Origin of the sequence: Streptomyces sp. WAC 01529, assembly GCF_003945545.1 — a bacterium.
Taxonomy (GTDB): Bacteria; Actinomycetota; Actinomycetes; order Streptomycetales; family Streptomycetaceae; genus Streptomyces; species Streptomyces anatolicus.
Map to the genome: position 1 here is coordinate 5,706,155 of NZ_CP029617.1, position 20,888 is coordinate 5,727,042.

Here is a 20,888-nt window from a genome sequence, read left to right on the forward strand (position 1 = left end):
CAATCCGCGCGTACGACCCGGTGCCCTCCCGAAACTAGGAGACACCTTGAAGCGCGACATTCACCCCGAGTACGTCGAGACCCAGGTCAGCTGCACCTGTGGCGCGTCGTTCACCACCCGGTCCACGATCTCCAGCGGCAACGTCCGCGCCGAGGTCTGCTCCGAGTGCCACCCGTTCTACACGGGCAAGCAGAAGATCCTCGACACCGGTGGCCGTGTGGCCCGCTTCGAGGCCCGCTTCGGCAAGGCCGCGGCTGCCAAGAAGTAGCGAGCCACTGCGCCGGTCACCGGCCGCCCTCGGGAGGGGGTGGCCGGGACCGGCGCTTTTGCCGTCCCGCAGCCAATTCGCGTAGAACACCGCGCGTAGAACCCTCGCGTAGAAAACCAGGAGCCCCCGATGTTCGAGGCGGTCGAGGAACTGATCGGCGAACACGCCGATCTCGAGAAGAAGCTCGCCGACCCGTCGGTCCACGCCGACCAGGCCAACGCGCGCAAGCTCAACAAGCGCTACGCCGAGCTGACCCCGATCGTCGCGACGTACCGCTCCTGGAAGCAGACCGGGGACGACATCGAGACCGCCCGCGAACTGGGCGCCGACGACCCCGAGTTCGCCGCCGAGGTCAAGGACCTGGAGCGCCGCCGCGAGGAGATCACCGAGAAGCTGCGGCTGCTGCTCGTGCCCCGGGACCCGTCCGACGACAAGGACGTCATCCTGGAGATCAAGGCGGGCGCGGGCGGCGACGAGTCCGCGCTCTTCGCCGGAGACCTGCTGCGCATGTATCTGCGGTACGCCGAGCGCGTCGGCTGGAAGACCGAGATCATCGACTCCACCGAGTCCGAGCTCGGCGGCTACAAGGACGTCCAGGTCGCCGTGAAGACCAAGGGCGGCCAGGGCGCCACCGAGCCCGGCCAGGGCGTCTGGGCCCGGCTGAAGTACGAGGGCGGCGTGCACCGCGTGCAGCGCGTGCCCTCCACCGAGTCGCAGGGCCGCATCCACACCTCCGCCGCCGGTGTCCTCGTGACGCCCGAGGCCGAGGAGATCGACGTCGAGATCCACGCGAACGACCTGCGCATCGACGTCTACCGCTCCTCCGGGCCCGGCGGCCAGTCCGTCAACACCACCGACTCCGCGGTGCGCATCACGCACCTGCCCACCGGCGTCGTCGCCTCCTGCCAGAACGAGAAGAGCCAGCTCCAGAACAAGGAGCAGGCCATGCGCATCCTGCGCTCCAGGCTGCTCGCGGCGGCCCAGGAGGAAGCGGAGAGCAAGGCCGCGGACGCCCGCCGCAGCCAGGTCCGCACGGTCGACCGCTCCGAGAAGATCCGGACGTACAACTACCCGGAAAACCGGATCTCGGACCACCGCGTCGGCTTCAAGGCGTACAACTTGGACCAGGTGCTCGACGGCGAACTCGACGCGGTCATCCAGGCCTGCGTCGACGCGGACTCCGCGGCCAAGCTCGCCGCGGCCTGACGTCCCCATCCCTCGTACGACGCCCCCGGAGGACCAGCGTGAACCTGCTGCTCGCGGAAGTGGCCCAGGCCACCCAGCGGCTGGCCGACGCCGGCGTGCCCTCGCCGCGCAACGACGCGGAGGAGCTCGCCGCCTTCGTGCACGGCGTGAAGCGGGGCGAGCTGCACTCCGTCAAGGACTCCGACTTCGACGCCCGCTACTGGGAGACCATCGCGCGCCGTGAGGCCCGCGAGCCGCTCCAGCACATCACCGGACGCGCCTACTTCCGCTACCTGGAGCTGCAGGTCGGACCCGGCGTCTTCGTGCCCCGCCCCGAGACCGAGTCGGTGGTCGGCTGGGCCATAGACGCCGTCCGCGCGATGGACGTCGTCGAGCCGCTCATCGTCGACCTGTGCACGGGCTCGGGCGCCATCGCGCTCGCCCTGGCCCAGGAGGTCCCGCGCTCGCGCGTGCACGCCGTGGAGCTGTCCGAGGACGCCCTGAAGTGGACGCGGAAGAACGTCGAGGGGTCCAGGGTCAAGCTCGTCCAGGGCGACGCCCGCGACGCCTTCCCCGAGCTGGACGGCCAGGTCGACCTCGTCGTCTCCAACCCGCCGTACATCCCGCTCACCGAGTGGGAGTACGTCGCTCCCGAGGCCCGTGACTACGACCCCGAGCTGGCCCTGTTCTCCGGCGAGGACGGCCTCGAACTGATCCGCGGCATCGAGCGGACCGCCCACCGGCTCCTGCGCCCGGGCGGCGTCGTCGTCATCGAGCACGCCGACACCCAGGGCGGCCAGGTCCCCTGGATCTTCACCGAGGAGCGGGGCTGGGCCGACGCGGCCGACCACCCCGACCTCAACAACAGGCCGCGCTTCGCGACCGCCCGCAGGGCGATGCCGTGACAATCAAGACCACTTCAAGGCAGCAGTACGTGTACGAGGAGGCCCGCTAATGGCACGGCGATACGACACCAACGACGCGACCGACCGCTCGACCGGTCTGCGCGAGGCCGCGTCCGCCGTACGCCGCGGCGAGCTGGTCGTGCTGCCCACCGACACCGTCTACGGCATCGGTGCCGACGCCTTCAGCCCGGAGGCGTGCGCCGACCTGCTCGACGCCAAGGGCCGCGGCCGCAACATGCCGACCCCCGTCCTCATCGGCTCCCCGAACACCCTGCACGGCCTGGTCACCGACTTCTCCGAGATGGCCTGGGAGCTGGTCGACGCCTTCTGGCCCGGCGCCCTGACCCTCGTCGCCAAGCAGCAGCCCTCCCTCCAGTGGGACCTCGGCGACACCCGCGGCACGGTCGCCATCCGCATGCCGCTGCACCCCGTCGCGATCGAACTGCTCACCGAGGTCGGCCCGATGGCCGTCTCCTCCGCCAACCTCACCGGGCACCCCGCCCCCGAGGACTGCGACGCCGCGCAGGACATGCTGGGCGACTCCGTCTCCGTCTACCTGGACGGCGGCCCGACCCCCGGCATCGTCCCCTCCTCCATCGTCGACGTCACGGGCAAGGTGCCGGTACTGCTCCGCGCGGGCGCCCTCGACGCGGACGAGCTGCGCAAGGTGGTACCCGACCTCGAGGTGGCGAATTGACAGCCCCTGAGACGGGGCGTGGCATAACGGGCTTCCCGGGCTCCGCGGGCACCTTCCGCATCCTCCACGTCAGCACCGGCAACGTGTGCCGCTCGCCGATCACCGAGCGGCTGACCCGGCATGCCCTCGCCGACCGCCTCGGCGACCCGCTCACCGGCGGCCTGATCGTGGAGAGCGCGGGCACCTGGGGCCACGAGGGCGCCCCCATGGAGACCAACGCCGAGACGGTCCTCGCGGACTTCGGCGCGGACGCCAGCGGCTTCATGGGGCGCGAGCTCCTCGACGACCACGTCATCCGCGCCGACCTCGTCCTGACCGCCACCCGCGACCACCGGGCGCAGGTCATCTCCATGGGCCACTCGGCGGGCCTGCGCACCTTCACGCTCAAGGAGTTCACCCGGCTGGTGCGGGCCATAGACCCGACGACCCTGCCCGAGCCCGACGGCAACGGCGTGGTGGAGCGCGCCCGCGCCCTGGTGCGGGCCGCCGCGGCCCTGCGCGGCTGGCTCCTCGCGCCCAACGTGGAGGCCGACGAGGTGTACGACCCCTACGGCGCCCCGCTGCCCTTCTTCCGGTCCGTCGGCGACGAGATCAACCAGGCCCTCGACCCCGTCGTGACGGCGCTGACCGGGGTGCCCGCACACATGTAGCCGGATCGGCGTGCCCGCCCCGGGGCAGCGGCCTACATTGGATCTGAGGTCACCCCCGCCCGGCCCCGGAGCCCACGATGCCGCTCAGCACGGTCAGCACCGCACCCACCGCCCACGAGGCGTCGTACACCGATCTCGACGCCCTGCGCCGACAGGACCCCGAGCTGGCCGACGTCCTCATCGCCGAGGCCGCCCGGCAGGCCGAAGGGCTCCAGCTGGTCGCCGCCGAGAACTTCACCTCGCCCGCCGTGCTGACCGCCCTCGGCTCCCCGCTCGCCAACAAGTACGCCGAGGGCTACCCCGGCGCCCGCCACCACGGCGGCTGCGAGCTGGTCGACATCGCCGAGCGGATCGCCGTCGACCGCGCCAAGTCCCTCTTCGGCGCCGAACACGCCAACGTGCAGGCGCACTCCGGGTCCTCCGCCGTCCTCGCCGCGTACGCCGCGCTGCTGCGGCCCGGCGACACCGTCCTCGCGATGGGCCTGCCGTACGGCGGCCACCTCACGCACGGCTCGCCCGCGAACTTCTCCGGACGCTGGTTCGACTTCGTCGGCTACGGCGTCGACGCCGAGAGCGGCCTGCTCGACTACGACCAGGTGCACACCCTCGCCCGCTCCCACCGCCCCAAGGCGATCGTCTGCGGTTCGATCTCCTATCCGCGGCACATCGACTACGCGGCCTTCCGCGAGATCGCCGACGACGTGGGCGCGTATCTCATCGCCGACGCGGCCCACCCCATGGGCCTGGTCGCCGGGGGAGCGGCACCGAACCCCGTGCCGCACGCCGACGTCGTCTGCGCCACCACCCACAAGGTCCTGCGCGGCCCCAGGGGCGGCCTCCTGCTGTGCGGGGCGGACCTGGCGGAACGGATCGACCGGGCGGTCTTCCCGTTCACGCAGGGAGGCGCCCAGATGCACACGATCGCCGCCAAGGCCGTCGCGTTCGGCGAGGCGGCGGCCCCGGCCTTCACGGCCTACGCCCATCAGGTGGTCGCCAACGCCCGCACGCTGGCGCAGGGCCTGGCCACGGAGGGGTTCGCGATCACCACCGGCGGCACGGACACCCATCTGGTGCTGGCCGATCCGGCCCCGCTGGGAGTGGACGCGCGGACCGCGCGCGGCAGGCTGGCGGCGGCCGGTATCGTCCTGGACACCTGCGCCCTGCCGCACGGCGAGGCCCGCGGGCTGCGCCTGGGCAGCGCGGCCGTCACGACCCAGGGCATGAGCGCCCCCGAGATGGCACGGATCGCGGGGCTCATGGCCGAAGCGGTCGGCGACGCCGCGGAGAAGGGCAACGTACGAGAAGAGGTCCGTGAACTGGCGGGCAGATTTCCGCCGTATCCGGGATAGGACGGGGTAGCCGCGTCAGGGTCATCGGCGTACTCGTGCAACCATCGTCGCTACCCGTAAGTCTCCAACCGTATGCGCGCAAAGCTAGGGTGTGGGGCTGAGATGGCCAGCGATACCTGTGGGGAAGCCCGTGCGTGAATACCTGCTGACGCTCTGCATCACGGCCGCGGTGACCTATCTGCTGACCGGGCCGGTGCGGAAGTTCGCGATCGTGGCCGGCGCCATGCCGGAGATCCGCGCTCGTGACGTGCACCGGGAGCCCACGCCCCGGCTCGGCGGGATCGCGATGTTCTTCGGCCTGTGCGCGGGCCTGCTCGTCGCCGACCACCTGCCGAACCTGAACGCGGTCTTCGAGAACTCCAACGAGCCGCGCGCGCTGCTCTCCGGGGCGGCGCTGATCTGGCTGATCGGCGTCCTGGACGACAAGTTCGAGATCGACGCCCTGATCAAGCTCGGCGGCCAGATGATCGCCGCGGGCGTCATGGTGATGCAGGGCCTGACGATCCTGTGGATCCCCGTCCCGGGCGTCGGCACCGTCTCGCTGACCTCCGGGCAGGGCACCCTGCTGACGGTCGCGCTCGTCGTCATCACCATCAACGCCGTCAACTTCGTGGACGGTCTCGACGGCCTCGCCGCGGGCATGGTCTGCATCGCCTCCGCCGCGTCCTTCATGTACGCCTACCGCATCTGGTACGGCTACGGCATCGAGGCCGCCGCCCCCGCCACGCTCTTCGCCGCCATCCTCATGGGCATGTGCCTGGGCTTCCTGCCGCACAACATGCACCCCGCCCGCATCTTCATGGGCGACTCGGGCTCGATGCTCATCGGGCTGATCCTCGCGGCGGGCGCGATCTCGGTGACCGGACAGGTCGACCCGGCGGCGATGAAGCTGAACTTCGGCGGCACCCGCGACGCCACGCACGCGATGCTGCCCGTCTTCATCCCGCTCCTGATGCCGCTGACGATCATCGCGATCCCCTTCGCCGACCTGGTCCTCGCGATCGTGCGCCGCACCTGGAACGGCAAGTCGCCGTTTGCCGCCGACCGCGGGCACCTGCACCACCGGCTCCTGGAGATCGGTCACTCGCACAGCCGCGCGGTGCTGATCATGTACTTCTGGTCGGCGCTCATCGCCTTCGGCACCGTGGCGTACTCGGTGCACTCCACGAGCGTGTGGATCCTGTTCGTCATCGTCGCGCTGAGCGCGCTCGGTCTCGTCCTGCTCCTGCTGCCGCGCTTCACGCCGCGCACCCCGCGGTGGGCCGAGGCGTTCGTGCCCCCGCGGTACCGCCGCAGGCGTGCGCAGAGCGCCGCCGAGGAGGCACCGACCGCCCTCACCGCGCCCGTCGCCCCGAGCCCGGGGCCGGGGCGCGAGCTGGGCGCCCTGAAGCTGCACGGCAGTACCGCGGTCTCCGAGAGGCCCCGTGTACGGTCGCAGGAGCGCGACTAGATGCGGTTACCACCCGGACGCGTCGGGGTCCATCGCGAAACACGGTCGGAGGCCCGATCGTGTGATGGTCAGCACACTTTCAGGTAAAGACTGCATCAAATAGTTTGTGATACGGTTCACGAGAACCCGAGATATATTGGGGCGGCCCCGACGAGACCGGCCGCCCTGGTGAGGTGCGCCTCTACGTGTCCGGGCCAAGGCCTTCGCTCGACCTTCGCTCGACGATCGCAATGCCACGTCCCCAAATTCCGCCGGAGGAGCTGCCGCCATGCAGTCCAACGACGCCCGCACACTCCTGCACTGTGCCCTGCCCACCGCTGCCGCGGGTGCGGCGGGGATCGCGGTCAGCGCCGCCGTAGCCGGCGGCAAGGGTGCGCTCGGTGCCACCTTCGGCGCACTGGTCGTCCTGTTGTTCATGGGCGGTGGTCTTGTGGCCCTGCAGCGAGGTGCGCGTTCTTTCCCCCATCTGTTCCAGATGATGGGTCTGCTGGTCTACACCGTCCAGATCCTGGTGCTGATGGTCGCCCTCACCGCGCTGCGCGGTACGTCGGCCTTCAATCACAAGTGCTTCGCGTTCACGCTGCTCGCCGCCACTTTGGTGTGGATGGGCGCGCAGGTGCGCTCCCATATGAAGGCCAAGGTCCTCTACGTGGAGCCGGAATCCGCCCGGCCGCAATCGTGAGCTGTAGGGGCAGCGTAAGAAGGCCTCCGCTCATTTGCTATGGTCTCGCCACAACTGCGGCAGAGCTGGCGCGGGAGGCGGCCGTGCCTGTGAAGCCTTACGGCTCGGAGCCCAGCCGCCGCCCCCAAATCCGCAAGTCCAGTCCAGTGCCGCTCCGCGGTCGTATGCCGCGCCGACACATCGAGGTTGCCGTACCCATGCGCCACGCTGAAGGAGCTCGCGGTGAGTAACGCCCAGACGCTCGCCTTCGAGACCGATTGCCATATTTTTGAAGGGTGCGGTTTCCCGACCCCCGGCCTGCACTCCTTCCTCTTCGAGCCGATTTTCACCGTTGGCGGCTTTGAGTTCAACAAGCCGATGCTGCTGGCTCTGGTGAGTTCGGTCGTCGTCATCGGTTTCTTCTGGGCGGCTTTCAACAAGCCCAAGCTGATCCCTGGCAAGCTCCAGATGATCGGCGAGATCGGATACGACTTCGTGCGCCGTGGGGTCGTCTACGAGACGCTCGGCAAGAAGGAGGGCGAGAAGTACGTCCCTCTGATGGTCTCGTTGTTCTTCTTCATCTGGATCATGAACATCTGGTCGATCGTTCCGCTCGCCCAGTTCCCGGTGACCTCGGTCATCGCCCTTCCGGCGGGCCTCGCGGCGATCGTCTACATCCTCTGGGTGAGCGTGACCTTCAAGAGGCACGGCTTCATCGGTGGCTGGAAGAACATCACCGGCTACGACCGTTCGCTCGGCCCGGTCTTCCCGATGGTCATGTTCTTCGAGTTCCTCTCGAACATGATCATCCGGCCCTTCACCCACGCGGTGCGGCTCTTCGCCAACATGTTCGCGGGCCACGTCCTGCTGGTGATCTTCACCATCGCGAGCTGGTACCTGCTGAACGGCATCGGCATCGCCTACGCGGGCGTCTCGTTCGTCATGGTCATCGTGATGACGATCTTCGAGCTGTTCATCCAGGCGCTGCAGGCGTACGTCTTCATCCTGCTGGCCTCCAGCTACATCCAGGGCGCGCTCGCCGAGCACCACTGAGTACGCCTCTCCTCCCCCCGATACATCCGGTGGCCAACCCCCACCGGCCCGTAAAAAGAAGGAAGTTACGGCATGTCCGCTCTCGAGACCCTCGCCGCGGTCAACATCCAGGGCAACTTCGGTGCGATCGGCTACGGCCTCGCCGCGATCGGCCCCGGCATCGGCGTCGGCGTCATCTTCGGTAACGGTACGCAGGCCCTCGCCCGTCAGCCCGAGGCCGCCGGCCTCATCCGCCAGAACCAGATCCTCGGCTTCGTGCTCTGTGAGGCCCTGGCGCTCATCGGTCTGGTCATGGGCTTCGTTTACCCGGTTCCTTCCTGATCCGGTCTCGTTGACGAGAAACTTCAACGGAAGGCACTGATGTGATCTCTCTGGTACAGCTGGCGTCGGAGGAGCCTCAAAACCCTCTGATTCCGGAGATCCCTGAGCTCGTCATCGGCCTCATCGCGTTCGTCATCGTCTTCGGCTTCTTCGCCAAGAAGTTCCTCCCGAACATCAACAAGGTTCTGGAAGAGCGCCGCGAGGCGATCGAGGGCGGCATCGAAAAGGCCGAGGCCGCGCAGACCGAGGCTCAGAGCGTGCTCGAGCAGTACAAGGCTCAGCTCGCCGAGGCCCGGCACGAGGCCGCGCGACTGCGCCAGGAGGCGCAGGAGCAGGGTGCTCAGCTCATCGCCGAGATGCGGGCCGAGGGCCAGCGTCAGCGCGAGGAGATCGTCGCCGCAGGCCACGCCCAGATCGAGGCCGACCGCAAGGCCGCCGCGCAGTCGCTGCGTCAGGACGTGGGCCACCTGGCCACCGCCCTGGCCGGCAAGCTCGTCGGTGAGTCCCTCGAGGACCACGCCCGGCAGAGCCGCACCATCGACCGCTTCCTCGACGAGCTCGAGGAGAAGGCCGAGGCGGCTCGATGACAGCGCACGGAGCCAGCCGCGAGGCACGGGCCGCCGCGCGCGAGCGTCTGGACGCGCTGACCGACAACACGTCGGTCGACGCCAAGCGGCTCGCGGACGAGCTGGCCGCGGTCACCGCGCTGTTCGCCCGCGAGGTCTCGCTGCGTCGGGTCCTGACCGACCCGGCGCAGTCCGGTGAGGCCAAGGCCGAGCTGGCCGGGCGCCTGCTCGGCACCCAGGTGGGCGGCGAGACCGCCGACCTGGTGGCCGGCATGGTGCGCTCGCGCTGGTCGCAGTCGCGTGACCTGGTGGACTCCCTGGAGGAGCTCGCCAACCTCGCCGACCTGACCGGCGCGCAGCAGGCCGGTGCGCTGGACAACGTCGAGGACGAGCTCTTCCGGTTCGGCCGGATCGTCGCGTCGAGCACCCAGCTGCGGGCGGCGCTCACCGACCGCGCCGCCACGGGCACGGCCAAGAGCGAGCTGCTGCGCAGCCTGCTCGGCGGTCGCGCCGAGGACGTGACGGAGCGGCTCATCGAGCGCCTTGTGACCGCGCCGCGCGGACGTAGCCTGGAAGAGGGAATCGAGTCCCTCTCCAAGCTGGCCGCGGAACGACGCGACCGCATGGTGGCCATCGTCACTTCGGCTGTTCCGCTCTCGGACCAGCAGAAGCAGCGTCTCGGCGCCGCCCTGGTCAAGGTGTACGGACGCCAGATGCACCTCAACCTCGACGTGGACCCCGAGGTCCTCGGCGGGATCACCGTCCAGGTGGGCGACGAGGTCATCAACGGCAGCATCGCGGACCGCATCGAGGAAGCCGGCCGCCGCGTGGCCGGCCAGTAACTCAACACGCACGAAATACGGCCCTAGTTGGGCCGTGCAGAGGATTCCTGGGGGCTGACCCCAGACCCCCCAAGAAAACTTCGGGCCCAACAAGGAGAGCAGGGAACCCAGATGGCGGAGCTCACGATCCGGCCGGAGGAGATCCGGGACGCGCTGGAGAACTTTGTCCAGGCGTACAAGCCGGACGCGGCCTCGCGCGAGGAGGTCGGTACGGTCACCGTCGCCGGCGACGGTATTGCCAAGGTCGAGGGCCTCCCCTCGGCGATGGCGAACGAGCTGCTGAAGTTCGAGGACGGCACCCTCGGTCTCGCGCTGAACCTGGAAGAGCGCGAGATCGGCGCCGTCGTCCTCGGCGAGTTCAGCGGTATCGAGGAGGGCCAGCCGGTGCAGCGCACCGGTGAGGTGCTCTCCGTCGCCGTGGGCGAGGGTTACCTCGGCCGCGTCGTCGACCCGCTCGGCAACCCGATCGACGGCCTCGGCGAGATCGAGACCAGCGGACGTCGCGCCCTCGAGCTGCAGGCACCGGGCGTCATGGCCCGTAAGTCGGTGCACGAGCCGATGGAGACCGGCTACAAGGCCGTCGACGCGATGACCCCGATCGGCCGTGGTCAGCGTCAGCTGATCATCGGTGACCGCCAGACCGGCAAGACCGCCCTGGCCGTCGACACGATCATCAACCAGCGTGACAACTGGCGCACGGGCGACGTGAACAAGCAGGTGCGCTGCATCTACGTCGCCATCGGTCAGAAGGGCTCCACCATCGCCTCCGTGCGCGGTGCCCTGGAAGAGGCCGGCGCGCTGGAGTACACGACCATCGTCGCCGCCCCGGCGTCCGACCCGGCCGGCTTCAAGTACCTGGCGCCGTACACCGGCTCGGCCATCGGCCAGCACTGGATGTACGAGGGCAAGCACGTCCTCATCGTCTTCGACGACCTCTCGAAGCAGGCCGACGCCTACCGCGCCGTGTCCCTGCTGCTGCGCCGCCCGCCGGGGCGCGAGGCCTACCCCGGTGACGTCTTCTACCTGCACTCGCGTCTGCTGGAGCGCTGCGCGAAGCTCTCCGACGAGCTGGGCAAGGGCTCGATGACGGGTCTGCCGATCGTCGAGACCAAGGCGAACGACGTGTCGGCGTTCATCCCGACCAACGTCATCTCCATCACCGACGGCCAGTGCTTCCTGGAGTCGGACCTCTTCAACGCCGGTCAGCGCCCCGCGCTGAACGTCGGTATCTCCGTCTCCCGAGTCGGTGGTTCCGCGCAGCACAAGGCGATGAAGCAGGTCTCCGGCCGGCTGCGCGTGGACCTCGCCCAGTTCCGTGAGCTGGAGGCGTTCGCCGCCTTCGGTTCCGACCTGGACGCCGCGTCGAAGGCGCAGCTCGAGCGCGGCCAGCGCATGGTCGAACTGCTCAAGCAGCCGCAGTACGAGCCGATGGCGACCGAGGACCAGGTCGTCTCCGTGTGGGCCGGTACCACTGGTCGCATGGACGACGTCCCGGTGGGCGACATCCGCCGCTTCGAGAAGGAGCTCCTCGAGTACCTGCACCGCAAGGAGCAGGGCCTCATGACCTCCATCAAGGAGGGCGGCAAGATGTCGGACGACACCCTCCAGGCCGTCGGCGACGCCATCGTGGAATTCAAGAAGCAGTTCGAGACCTCGGACGGGAAGCTTCTCGGCGAGGACGCTCCGGCCGCCGCCAAGTGACGTAAGGAAGGGACCTGACTCATGGGAGCTCAGCTCCGGGTCTACAAGCGTCGCATCCGATCCGTCACCGCGACCAAGAAGATCACCAAGGCGATGGAGATGATCGCCGCCTCGCGCGTCGTCAAGGCGCAGCGCAAGGTGGCGGCCTCCACGCCGTACGCGACCGAGCTCACCCGCGCGGTCACGGCGGTCGGCACTGGGTCGAACACGAAGCACCCGCTGACGACCGAGGCCGAGACGCCGACCCGTACCGCGGTTCTGCTCCTCACGAGCGACCGCGGTCTGGCCGGCGCCTTCAACTCGAACGCCATCAAGGCCGCGGAGCAGCTGACCGCGCGCCTGGAGGCCGAGGGCAAGGAGGTCGACACGTACATCGTCGGCCGCCGCGGTCTGTCCCACTACAACTTCCGCGAGCGCAAGGTCGTGGAGTCGTGGTCGGGCTTCACCGATGAGCCCACGTACGCGGATGCCAAGAAGGTCGCGGCGCCGCTGATCGAGGCGATCGAGAAGGAGACGGCGGAGGGCGGCGTGGACGAGCTCCACATCGTCTACACCGAGTTCGTCTCGATGATGACGCAGACGGCCATCGACGGCCGCCTGCTTCCGCTCAGCCTCGAAGAGGTGGCCGAGGAGAAGCCCGCCAAGGGCGAGATCCTTCCGCTGTACGACTTCGAGCCGTCGGCGGAGGACGTCCTCGACGCCCTGCTGCCGCGGTACGTCGAGAGCCGTATCTACAACGCGCTGCTCCAGTCGGCTGCCTCCAAGCACGCCGCCACGCGCCGCGCGATGAAGTCGGCGACCGACAACGCCGGGGATCTGATCAACAGCCTCTCCCGGCTTGCCAACGCGGCCCGCCAGGCCGAAATCACCCAGGAAATCAGCGAGATCGTCGGCGGCACAGCAGCGCTGGCCGACGCGACCGCGGGGAGTGACAAGTAATGACGACCACTGTTGAGACGGCCGTTGCCACGGGCCGCGTCGCCCGGGTGATCGGCCCGGTCGTCGACGTGGAGTTCCCCGTCGACGCGATGCCGGAGATCTACAACGCCCTCCACGTCCAGGTCGACGACCCGGAGACCGCGGGCGGCCGCAAGACGCTGACCCTCGAGGTCGCCCAGCACCTGGGTGACGGCGTGGTCCGCTCCATCTCGATGCAGCCCACCGACGGCCTGGTCCGCCAGGCCCCGGTGACCAACACCGGCAAGGGCATCTCGGTGCCGGTCGGTGACGTCACCAAGGGCCGTGTGTTCAACACGCTCGGCGAGGTCCTCAACGACGACCCGTCGACCGTCGCGGACGCCGAGCGCTGGACGATCCACCGCAAGGCCCCGGCCTTCGACCAGCTCGAGTCCAAGACCGAGATGTTCGAGACCGGCCTGAAGGTCGTCGACCTCCTCACCCCGTACGTCAAGGGTGGAAAGATCGGTCTGTTCGGTGGTGCCGGTGTCGGCAAGACCGTTCTGATCCAGGAAATGATCGTCCGTGTGGCCAAGCTGCACGACGGTGTCTCCGTCTTCGCCGGTGTCGGCGAGCGCACCCGTGAGGGCAACGACCTCATGGTCGAGATGGAGGAGGCCGGCGTTCTCGACAAGACCGCGCTGGTCTTCGGCCAGATGGACGAGCCGCCGGGCACGCGTCTGCGCGTCGCCCTGGCCGGTCTGACCATGGCGGAGTACTTCCGCGATGTGCAGAAGCAGGACGTGCTGTTCTTCATCGACAACATCTTCCGCTTCACGCAGGCCGGTTCCGAGGTCTCGACCCTGCTCGGCCGCATGCCCTCCGCGGTGGGTTACCAGCCGAACCTGGCCGACGAGATGGGTCTCCTCCAGGAGCGCATCACCTCGACCCGTGGTCACTCGATCACCTCGATGCAGGCGATCTACGTCCCCGCGGACGACCTGACCGACCCGGCCCCGGCCACCACCTTCGCCCACCTCGACGCGACGACGGTTCTCTCCCGTCCGATCTCCGAGAAGGGCATCTACCCGGCCGTGGACCCGCTGGACTCCACGTCCCGCATCCTGGACCCGCGCTATATCGCGCAGGACCACTACGAGGCCGCGATGCGCGTGAAGGGGATCCTGCAGAAGTACAAGGACCTCCAGGACATCATCGCGATCCTCGGCATCGACGAGCTGAGCGAGGAAGACAAGCTCGTCGTCGCCCGCGCCCGTCGCGTGGAGCGCTTCCTGTCGCAGAACACGCACGCCGCCAAGCAGTTCACCGGCGTGGACGGCTCGGACGTGTCCCTCGACGAGTCGATCGCGGCCTTCAACGCGATCTGCGACGGCGAGTACGACCACTTCCCCGAGCAGGCCTTCTTCATGTGCGGTGGTCTCGAGGACCTCAAGAAGAACGCCAAGGAGCTCGGCGTCTCCTGAGCCGCGCAGCTCAACTCCGGAGAGGGGCGGGTCACACCCGCGGGGGCAGTGTCCCGCCCTTCTCCGTACGCCCACTAGAATTTGACCCAACACCCGGCGAAGCCGCCGGGTGGTGACCCGAGGAGCCACCCTTGGCTGCTGAGCTGCATGTCGAGCTGGTCGCCGCGGACCGCAGTGTCTGGTCCGGCGAGGCCACCCTGGTCGTCGCGCGCACCACGTCCGGCGACATCGGCGTCATGCCCGGTCACCAGCCGCTGCTCGGTGTGCTGGAGTCGGGCCCGGTGACCATTCGTACGAGCGATGGCGGCACGGTCGTCGCCGCTGTCCACGGGGGATTCATCTCCTTCGCGGACGACAAGCTGTCGCTGCTGGCCGAGATCGCGGAGCTGTCCGACGAGATCGACGTCCAGCGTGCGGAGCGGGCGCTGGAGCGCGCGAAGTCGGAGGCCGACGCCTCCGCCGAGCGGCGCGCCGACGTCCGACTGCGTGCGGTGGCGGCGCGCTGACCCCAGCGCGCGGCGTAACGTGACTCAGCCGCGGCCAGGTCCGGGAAGACTCCGGACCGGGTCGCGGCTGAGGCAATGCGGGTGCAATGTATTGGTCCGTTGTCGGTCGGTCGACCGACAGTAGAGGCGAGGAGGTCGGTGCCGATGATCCTCACTCTGCTCGTGTGCGGACTTGCTTTGATCGCGCTGGTTCTGGTGGGGCTCTTCGTCTTCGGACTGCGCCGCCGGCTGATCCAGCGTTCCGGCGGAACGTTCGACTGCTCCCTGCGCTGGGACGCGCCCGAGAAGGGCGACACCTCCGGCAAGGGCTGGGGGTACGGCGTCGCCCGCTACAACGGTGACCGCGTCGAGTGGTACCGCGTCTTCTCCTACGCTCCCCGCCCGCGCCGCGTCCTGGAGCGCTCGGCGATCGAGGTCGTCGACCGCCGCGCCCCGGACGGCGAGGAGGAGCTGGCCCTGCTCTCCGACGCCATCGTCCTGGGCTGCCTGCACCGTGGCGTCCGCCTGGAGCTGGCGATGAGCGAGGACGCGCTGACGGGCTTCCTGGCCTGGCTGGAGGCGGCGCCTCCCGGCCAACGTGTCAATGTGGCGTGAGTGAAGCCCCTGAAAGGGGCGCGGGGAACGGCGCGACCAGCCACAAACAACCCGCAGAACACAAAGAAGCCGGGGAGACAGGGGGCGATCCTGTCTCCCCGGCTTCGTTCCGGGGGGGTACGGACTACTTCAGTCCGTCATTGATGGCAGTCACCAACTCACCGTTGGCCGTATCCCCACTGAACTCCCAGAAGAACGCACCGCCGAGCCCCTGCTCCTTGGCCCAGGTCATCTTGGAACGAACAGTCGACGGGGTGTCGTACGACCACCAGTTCGTACCGCAGTGCGCATACGCCGTACCGGCGACGGTCCCATTAGAGGGGCAGGAGTTCTTCAGCACCTTGTAGTCCTCGATGCCCGCCTCATACGTGCCCGGCGCCGCGCCCGTCGCGGAGCCTCCCGGCTCCTTCTGGGTGACACCGGTCCACCCGCGCCCGTAGAAGCCGATGCCGAGCAGCAGCTTGGCGGAGGGCACTCCCTTGGCCTTCAGCTTGGCGATCGCGGCGGCCGAGTTGAAGCCCTCCTGCGGGATACCGGCGTAGGAGGTGAGCGGCGAGTGCGGCGCGGTCGGGCCCTTCGCCGCCCACGCGCCGAAGAAGTCGTACGTCATCACGTTGTACCAGTCGGCGTACTGCGCCGCGCCCCCGTAGTCCGCGGCGTCGATCTTGCCGCCGTTGGAGCCGTCCGCGGTGATGGCGGCGGTGACGAGGTTCTTGGCGCCGAACTCGTTGCGGAACGCCTGCATCATCGTCTTGAAGACGGCCGGGCCCGAGGTGTCGCAGGTCAGGCCGCAGGCGTTCGGGTACTCCCAGTCCAGGTCGACGCCGTCGAAGACGTCGGCCCAGCGCGGGTCCTCGACCAGGTCGTGGCAGGACTTGGCGAAGGCCGCCGGGTTCTTCATGGCGTCGGTGAAGCCGCCGGACCAGGTCCAGCCGCCGAAGGACCAGAGGATCTTGATGTGCGGGTACTTGGCCTTGAGCTTGCGCAGCTGGTTGAAGTTGCCGCGCAGGGGCTGGTCCCAGGTGTCGGCCACGCCGTCCACGGACTGGTCGGCCGTGTACGCCTTGTCGGTCGCCGCGTAGGCGTCGCCCATGGTGCACTTGCCGTTCTGGACGTTGCCGAAGCTGTAGTTGATGTGGGTGATCTTGGCGGCCGAGCCGGAGGTCGCGATGTTCTTCGCGTGGTAGTTGCGCTGGTAGACGCCCCACTCGGTGAAGTAGCCGAGCTTGACCTTGTCGCCGGGGCCGGGGCCCGGGTCGCCGCCGCCCGTGGTGCGGACCTTGACGGCGCCGCTGGCGGGACCGGTCTGGTCGGCGGTGTCGCGGGCCTGGACGGTGTACGAGTAGTCCGTGCCCGCGGTCAGCCCGCTGTCGCTGTACGAGGTGCCCGTCACCGTGCCGACCTTGGCGCCGTCGCGCAGGACGTCGTAGTTCTTGACGCCCTTGTCGTCGGTGGCGGCCTTCCAGTCGAGCTTCACCGAGGTGTCGGTGACGCCGGACGCGGTCGGGGTGCCGGGGGCGCTCGGCGGGTTGTCGCCGGGGACGCTGCCGCCGTCACAGCTGCCGCCGTTGAGGGTGCACTTGGAGGGGGCGCCGGGGCCCGTGCCGTTGAAGCCGAAGGAGACCGAGGCGCCGGGGGCGAGCGTCCCGTTCCAGGAGAGGTTCTTGCCGGTCCAGCGGGTGCCGGAGTTGGTGACGGTGGCGTCCCAGGCCGAGGTCACCTTGGTGTCGGCGGGGAAGTCCCACTGGACGTTCCAGGAGCTGAGCGTGGTGGTGCCGGTGTTCTTGATGGTCCACTTGCCCTCGAAGCCGTTGCCCCAGTCCTGGGTCTTGGCGTAGGTGGCGGTGGCCTCGGGGGCGGCGTCGGGGGCCGCCTCGGCGGGAGCACCGAGGGCGACCAGGGTGGCGATCGGCAGCAGCAGCGTGGTCAGTCCGGCCACTGCTCGGTGCCTGAGTCTGAGTCTTGGGCCTGTGCTGCCCGTGGTGCTCTGTGTGAAGCGCACGAGGTGCTCCTCGGGTGAGATCCGGGGGTTCGGGGGTGGGACCCTGCGCCGCCCGTGAGCACGCAAAGACGTGGGGAGTGCTCACCGCAGTGCGGTGAGAATAGAAAGGTCTGGACCAACGGTCAAGAGGTTGAACCACTGACCGGATCGCTCCGGCGCCGCACGGGCCGGGCGCCGACGGGTGACTTTCAGACACCCAACTCCTGCGCCAGGACGGCCGCTTGGACCCGGCTGCGCAGCTCCAGCTTGGCGAGCATCCGGCTCACGTGCGTCTTCACCGTCGCCTCCGCCATGGAGAGCCGGGCCGCGATCTCCGCGTTCGACAGGCCCTCGCCGATGCAGGACAAGACCTCGCGCTCGCGCCGCGTCAGGCTCTGCAGGACGGCCGGGTCCGGCCCGTTCTCCCTGCGTACGGCCTTCGGCGGGGCCGCGAACTCGGCGATCAGACGGCGGGTGACGGCCGGGGCGATCAGGCCCTCGCCGCGCGCGACCGTACGGACCCCTTCCAGGAGGTCCTTCGCCTCGGTGTTCTTCAGGAGGAACCCCGAGGCGCCCGCCCGCAGCGCCCCGAAGACGTACTCGTCGAGATCGAAGGTGGTCAGGACGAGGACGTCCGCGAGCTGCTCGGAGACGACCTGGCGCGTTGCCGACACCCCGTCGAGGCGCGGCATCTGGATGTCCATCAGGACCAGATCGGGACGGAGTTCGCGGGCGAGCGCCACGGCCTGCTCGCCGTCCGCCGCCTCACCGACCACCTCGATGTCGGCCGCGCTGCGCAGGATCAGGACGAGTCCCGCCCGTACGGCTGACTGGTCCTCGGCGACTAGTACCCGGATCATTCCTTGGCTCCTTCGTCCGCGGGGTCGACCGGCAGGGTCACGGAGACGATCCAGACCTTGCCGCCGCCCTCGGTCATGGGGCTGGTCTCGGGGCCCGACTCGAAGGTGCCGCCGAGCAGTTCGGTGCGTTCGCGCATGCCGACGAGCCCGGCCCCCGAGCCGGGCGCGCGGGGGCCCGTCGGGTCGTCGTAGGGGCTGGTCACGCGGACGGTCAGGGCGCGCGGCGCCTGGACGAGCGAGACGGTGACGCGGCCCGGGGATGCGTGCTTGAGGGCGTTGGTCAGGGACTCCTGGACGATGCGGTACGCCGCCAGCTCGACCGGCGCGGGCAGCTTCGGGCCCTGCGGGTCGCGGACGTCGTCGAGCGTGATGTCCAGGCCGTCCCTCCGGGCGCCCGCGAGGAGGGCGCCGAGGCCGTCGAGGGTGGGGGCCGCGGCCGGTTCCAGGTCGCCGCTGTCGTCGCGCAGGATGCCGATGAGGCGGCGCATCTCGGCCAGCCCCTCGACGCTGTTCTCCCGGATGACGGCGAGGGCGTCCTGGCTGGTCTTGGGGTCGTCCAGGGAGAGGGCGGCCGTGGAGTGGATGGCGATCGCGGAGAGGTGGTTGGCGACCATGTCGTGCAGCTCGCGGGCCATCCTGGCGCGCTCGGCGGTGACGGCCTGGACGCGGTCCATCTCGGCGAGCAGCGCGGTCTGCTCGGCCCGCAGCTTCGCCGCGGCGGTCGCCTCGCGGTGGTTGCGCACCAGGACGCCGGTGGTGGCGGGCGCGAAGGAGATCGCGGCGGTGACGGCGCCGATCAGGACCGCCTCCGGCTCCCGGAACCACGCGAAAAACCCGACGGTGGCCGCCACCGTCACCAGGCCCGTGGTGACCGGGATGCGCCGGGCGGCGGCCGGGGTGCCGTAGACCACGGCCGCGTACACCACGTCCGTGAACATCAGGATCGACGCGAGGTTGCCCGCGGTGAACTGGTCCGCCACCACGGCGAGGGTGCCGACGGCCAGGGCGAGCTGCGGTCTGCTGCTGCGCAGCAGCTCCATGCCGACGAGGGTGGCCATGGGGACCAGCGCCCAGTCGATGCCGAGCGGTCTGCCGATCTGTGAGTGCAGCCCGAGCGCCCACAGCGCGAGCCCGCACAGCAGGCTGCCCACGGCGATGCGTACGTCGACGCGCTGGGGGCGGGGGAGGGACACGGCCATGCCCTCCATCCAACACGGCGGGGCGGCGCCACGCGTGATCCCCGGGGAGGAAGCGCCCGGTACATCGAAGGATGCAGTGCCACTTCGTCACTGGCGACGATGATCGGGGCCCGGCCCGGCGGGAGCCTTGAGAGGTGACCGAGAGGAGCGAGCCGTGATCGTCACGCTGATCATCATCTGCGAGGTCGGATTCTGGGTGCTGCTGGCCGCGGGCCTCGCCGCCCGCTATCTGCTGCGGATGCCGCGCCCCGGCCTCGCGCTCCTGCTGTGCGAGCCGCTGCTGGAGGTCCTGCTGCTCGTCGTGACCGCCGTCGACCTGAGGAACGGCGCCGACCCGAGCTGGAAGCACGGCCTCGCCGCGGTCTACATCGGCTACACCGTCGGGCACGGCCACCGCACGGTGAAGTGGCTCGACGGCCACGCGGCGCACCGCTTCCACGGCATGCCGCTGCCGCGCCCGCCGCGCTACGGCAAGGCCCGCGCCCTGCACGAGGCCAAGATCTGGCTCGGTACCGCCGTCGCGGCGGTGGTCGCGACCGGGCTGCTGCTGCTCGCCATGTGGTACGTGGACGACCCGGCCCGCACCTCGTCGCTGGAGGCGTGGATGCACACGGCCTGGCGGACGGCGGGCATCCACGGCCTGGTCGCGCTGAGCTACGCGGTGTTCCCGAGGCGGGACCCGGCCCCGGCGCCGGGGGAGCGGGACGGGGACCGGCCCCTCACGAGGACCTGACGGGCCCTAGCGCTCGCCGCCCGGCACCCACAGCACGTCCCCCAGCTCCTTGTTGGCCGTACGGGCCAGGATGAACAGGAGGTCGGAGAGGCGGTTGAGGTAGGTGGCGGTCAGTGGGTTCATGGTCTCGCCGTGGGTCTCGAACGCCGCCCACGTGGACCGCTCGGCCCGCCGCACCACCGTGCACGCCTGGTGCAGCAGCGCGGCGCCCGGCGTGCCGCCCGGCAGGATGAAGCTGCGCAGCTTCTCCAGCTCTTCCAGGAAGCGGTCGCAGTCGGCCTCCAGCTTGTCGATGTAACTCTGCTCGACGCGCAGCGGCGGATACTCCGGGTCCTCGACGACCGGCGTGGACAGGTCGGCGCCCACGTCGAAGAGGTCGTTCTGGACCCGTACGAGGACCTTCACGACCTCCTCGTCGAGCCGGCCGAGCGCGATCGCCGTGCCGATGGCCGCGTTGGCCTCGTTGGCGTCGGCGTACGCCCCGATCCGCGGGTCGGTCTTGGCGGTGCGGCTCATGTCGCCGAGGGCTGTGGTGCCCTGGTCGCCGGTCCTGGTGTAGATGCGCGTCAGATTGACCATGCGGGCCAGCGTAGTCAGAAGGGCATGCGGCCCCGGGCCCGGCGGCCTGCGGAACCGCTGTGGCCCACCGCCTTGGAGCTGCTGCGGAAGGGCTTGCTGAAGATCCGGCCGAGGATGCCGGGGGCCTTGCCGCCGGCGCGCGAACCGGCTCCCAGGGTGCGCTGGGTGCCGCGTTCGGGGTGCCGGGAGAGGCGGGGGACGAGGAAGGCGAGGACGGCCAGGACGACGCAGACGGCGACGATACCGACAACCATCATGACGGGCTCCTTGCGGTGGGGTATGTCTGCCGTGTGCCCCGCCGGCCACGGCCCATGCGCCGACCGCGGCCCGCCCGTGCGGCGGGGGTACAGTCGGCTCGCCGCTCAGCCCGTGCCGGACCGGGCGCCGCGGCCCGACGCTTCCTCGTC

General features: G+C 69.6%; 23 protein-coding genes. 18 read left to right on the forward strand and 5 right to left on the reverse strand.

What is annotated here, in order from left to right:
- The first annotated feature begins 46 nt into the window (after positions 1-46).
- The 17 genes from rpmE to DMA15_RS25725 all read left to right on the forward strand — a co-directional run bounded on the left by rpmE (position 47) and on the right by DMA15_RS25725 (position 15,129).
- On the forward strand, positions 47-268 hold the full coding sequence (gene rpmE, locus DMA15_RS25645; protein ID WP_125515112.1) for a 50S ribosomal protein L31: 222 nt from the start codon (positions 47-49) through the stop codon (positions 266-268).
- Between the two features lie 129 nt (positions 269-397).
- Positions 398-1,474: a peptide chain release factor 1 gene (prfA, locus tag DMA15_RS25650; RefSeq protein WP_125515113.1), complete on the forward strand. Its 1,077-nt coding sequence runs from the start codon at positions 398-400 to the stop codon at positions 1,472-1,474.
- Between the two features lie 38 nt (positions 1,475-1,512).
- On the forward strand, positions 1,513-2,358 hold the full coding sequence (gene prmC, locus DMA15_RS25655; RefSeq protein WP_125515114.1) for a peptide chain release factor N(5)-glutamine methyltransferase: 846 nt from the start codon (positions 1,513-1,515) through the stop codon (positions 2,356-2,358).
- A 49-nt stretch (positions 2,359-2,407) separates the two neighbouring features.
- Positions 2,408-3,055, forward strand: a complete 648-nt coding sequence (locus DMA15_RS25660) for an L-threonylcarbamoyladenylate synthase (RefSeq protein ID WP_125515115.1) — start codon at positions 2,408-2,410, stop codon at positions 3,053-3,055.
- On the forward strand, positions 3,052-3,705 hold the full coding sequence (locus DMA15_RS25665) for a protein-tyrosine-phosphatase (RefSeq protein WP_125515116.1): 654 nt from the start codon (positions 3,052-3,054) through the stop codon (positions 3,703-3,705). Before DMA15_RS25660 ends, DMA15_RS25665 begins: the two co-directional genes overlap by 4 nt.
- Positions 3,706-3,782: 77 nt before the next feature.
- A complete protein-coding gene (gene glyA, locus DMA15_RS25670; RefSeq protein ID WP_125515117.1) occupies positions 3,783-5,054 on the forward strand; it encodes a serine hydroxymethyltransferase in 1,272 nt (423 codons plus the stop codon).
- 130 nt (positions 5,055-5,184) lie between these two features.
- Positions 5,185-6,504, forward strand: a complete 1,320-nt coding sequence (locus tag DMA15_RS25675) for an MraY family glycosyltransferase (protein WP_125515118.1) — start codon at positions 5,185-5,187, stop codon at positions 6,502-6,504.
- Positions 6,505-6,772: 268 nt separating this feature from the next.
- The gene (locus DMA15_RS25680; RefSeq protein ID WP_125515119.1) at positions 6,773-7,186 is read left to right on the forward strand and encodes a hypothetical protein; all 414 of its coding nucleotides are present in this window, start codon (positions 6,773-6,775) and stop codon (positions 7,184-7,186) included.
- 222 nt (positions 7,187-7,408) lie between these two features.
- Positions 7,409-8,218, forward strand: a complete 810-nt coding sequence (gene atpB / locus DMA15_RS25685; protein WP_125515120.1) for a F0F1 ATP synthase subunit A — start codon at positions 7,409-7,411, stop codon at positions 8,216-8,218.
- Between the two features lie 72 nt (positions 8,219-8,290).
- Positions 8,291-8,539, forward strand: a complete 249-nt coding sequence (locus DMA15_RS25690) for an ATP synthase subunit C (RefSeq protein ID WP_030792134.1) — start codon at positions 8,291-8,293, stop codon at positions 8,537-8,539.
- 41 nt (positions 8,540-8,580) lie between these two features.
- On the forward strand, positions 8,581-9,126 hold the full coding sequence (locus DMA15_RS25695; RefSeq protein ID WP_125515121.1) for a F0F1 ATP synthase subunit B: 546 nt from the start codon (positions 8,581-8,583) through the stop codon (positions 9,124-9,126).
- Positions 9,123-9,947: a F0F1 ATP synthase subunit delta gene (locus DMA15_RS25700; RefSeq protein ID WP_125515122.1), complete on the forward strand. Its 825-nt coding sequence runs from the start codon at positions 9,123-9,125 to the stop codon at positions 9,945-9,947. The genes DMA15_RS25695 and DMA15_RS25700 overlap by 4 nt, the downstream gene beginning before the upstream one ends.
- 111 nt (positions 9,948-10,058) lie before the next feature.
- A complete protein-coding gene (gene atpA / locus DMA15_RS25705; RefSeq protein ID WP_125515123.1) occupies positions 10,059-11,648 on the forward strand; it encodes a F0F1 ATP synthase subunit alpha in 1,590 nt (529 codons plus the stop codon).
- Positions 11,649-11,669: 21 nt separating this feature from the next.
- The gene (locus DMA15_RS25710) at positions 11,670-12,587 is read left to right on the forward strand and encodes a F0F1 ATP synthase subunit gamma (RefSeq protein WP_125515124.1); all 918 of its coding nucleotides are present in this window, start codon (positions 11,670-11,672) and stop codon (positions 12,585-12,587) included.
- Positions 12,587-14,029, forward strand: a complete 1,443-nt coding sequence (gene atpD, locus DMA15_RS25715; protein WP_125515125.1) for a F0F1 ATP synthase subunit beta — start codon at positions 12,587-12,589, stop codon at positions 14,027-14,029. Before DMA15_RS25710 ends, atpD begins: the two co-directional genes overlap by 1 nt.
- A 131-nt stretch (positions 14,030-14,160) precedes the next feature.
- Complete coding sequence (locus tag DMA15_RS25720; protein WP_030792151.1) at positions 14,161-14,535, forward strand: F0F1 ATP synthase subunit epsilon; 375 nt, start codon at positions 14,161-14,163, stop codon at positions 14,533-14,535.
- Positions 14,536-14,679: 144 nt separating this feature from the next.
- The gene (locus DMA15_RS25725; protein ID WP_055533393.1) at positions 14,680-15,129 is read left to right on the forward strand and encodes a DUF2550 domain-containing protein; all 450 of its coding nucleotides are present in this window, start codon (positions 14,680-14,682) and stop codon (positions 15,127-15,129) included.
- Positions 15,130-15,253: 124 nt separating this feature from the next.
- On the opposite strand, the gene DMA15_RS25730 is transcribed toward DMA15_RS25725, so the two are convergent.
- From DMA15_RS25730 to DMA15_RS25740, 3 genes are all read right to left on the reverse strand, one after another.
- Positions 15,254-17,068 (reverse strand): glycoside hydrolase family 18 chitinase, encoded by a 1,815-nt coding sequence (locus tag DMA15_RS25730; protein WP_240659930.1) that lies wholly within the window; start codon positions 17,066-17,068, stop codon positions 15,254-15,256.
- A gap of 251 nt (positions 17,069-17,319) precedes the next feature.
- Entirely contained in the window at positions 17,320-17,970 is a 651-nt protein-coding gene (locus DMA15_RS25735) for a response regulator transcription factor (RefSeq protein ID WP_125515127.1), read from the reverse strand.
- The gene (locus tag DMA15_RS25740; RefSeq protein WP_125515128.1) at positions 17,967-19,169 is read right to left on the reverse strand and encodes a histidine kinase; all 1,203 of its coding nucleotides are present in this window, start codon (positions 19,167-19,169) and stop codon (positions 17,967-17,969) included. Before DMA15_RS25740 ends, DMA15_RS25735 begins: the two co-directional genes overlap by 4 nt.
- Before the next feature lie 154 nt (positions 19,170-19,323).
- Between DMA15_RS25740 and DMA15_RS25745 the strand changes: the two genes are divergently transcribed.
- Positions 19,324-19,902: a hypothetical protein gene (locus DMA15_RS25745; protein ID WP_125515129.1), complete on the forward strand. Its 579-nt coding sequence runs from the start codon at positions 19,324-19,326 to the stop codon at positions 19,900-19,902.
- Between the two features lie 6 nt (positions 19,903-19,908).
- On the opposite strand, the gene DMA15_RS25750 is transcribed toward DMA15_RS25745, so the two are convergent.
- Entirely contained in the window at positions 19,909-20,481 is a 573-nt protein-coding gene (locus DMA15_RS25750; RefSeq protein ID WP_125515130.1) for a cob(I)yrinic acid a,c-diamide adenosyltransferase, read from the reverse strand.
- A 14-nt stretch (positions 20,482-20,495) separates the two neighbouring features.
- On the reverse strand, positions 20,496-20,738 hold the full coding sequence (locus DMA15_RS25755; protein ID WP_125515131.1) for a DUF6411 family protein: 243 nt from the start codon (positions 20,736-20,738) through the stop codon (positions 20,496-20,498).
- Positions 20,739-20,888: the final 150 nt, after the last annotated feature.

What these genes read in the sequence shown, in the direction of transcription:
- DMA15_RS25700 (WP_125515122.1), top strand. Translation starts at nt 9,123, where the DNA reads ATGACAGCGCACGGAGCCAGCCGCGAGGCACGGGCCGCCGCGCGCGAG.
- atpA (WP_125515123.1), top strand. Translation starts at nt 10,059, where the DNA reads ATGGCGGAGCTCACGATCCGGCCGGAGGAGATCCGGGACGCGCTGGAG.
- DMA15_RS25750 (WP_125515130.1), bottom strand. Translation starts at nt 20,481, where the DNA reads ATGGTCAATCTGACGCGCATCTACACCAGGACCGGCGACCAGGGCACC.
- atpD (WP_125515125.1), top strand. Translation starts at nt 12,587, where the DNA reads ATGACGACCACTGTTGAGACGGCCGTTGCCACGGGCCGCGTCGCCCGG.
- DMA15_RS25740 (WP_125515128.1), bottom strand. Translation starts at nt 19,169, where the DNA reads ATGGCCGTGTCCCTCCCCCGCCCCCAGCGCGTCGACGTACGCATCGCC.
- DMA15_RS25660 (WP_125515115.1), top strand. Translation starts at nt 2,408, where the DNA reads ATGGCACGGCGATACGACACCAACGACGCGACCGACCGCTCGACCGGT.
- DMA15_RS25690 (WP_030792134.1), top strand. Translation starts at nt 8,291, where the DNA reads ATGTCCGCTCTCGAGACCCTCGCCGCGGTCAACATCCAGGGCAACTTC.
- DMA15_RS25725 (WP_055533393.1), top strand. Translation starts at nt 14,680, where the DNA reads ATGATCCTCACTCTGCTCGTGTGCGGACTTGCTTTGATCGCGCTGGTT.
- prfA (WP_125515113.1), top strand. Translation starts at nt 398, where the DNA reads ATGTTCGAGGCGGTCGAGGAACTGATCGGCGAACACGCCGATCTCGAG.
- glyA (WP_125515117.1), top strand. Translation starts at nt 3,783, where the DNA reads ATGCCGCTCAGCACGGTCAGCACCGCACCCACCGCCCACGAGGCGTCG.
- DMA15_RS25710 (WP_125515124.1), top strand. Translation starts at nt 11,670, where the DNA reads ATGGGAGCTCAGCTCCGGGTCTACAAGCGTCGCATCCGATCCGTCACC.
- DMA15_RS25755 (WP_125515131.1), bottom strand. Translation starts at nt 20,738, where the DNA reads ATGATGGTTGTCGGTATCGTCGCCGTCTGCGTCGTCCTGGCCGTCCTC.
- DMA15_RS25680 (WP_125515119.1), top strand. Translation starts at nt 6,773, where the DNA reads ATGCAGTCCAACGACGCCCGCACACTCCTGCACTGTGCCCTGCCCACC.
- DMA15_RS25735 (WP_125515127.1), bottom strand. Translation starts at nt 17,970, where the DNA reads ATGATCCGGGTACTAGTCGCCGAGGACCAGTCAGCCGTACGGGCGGGA.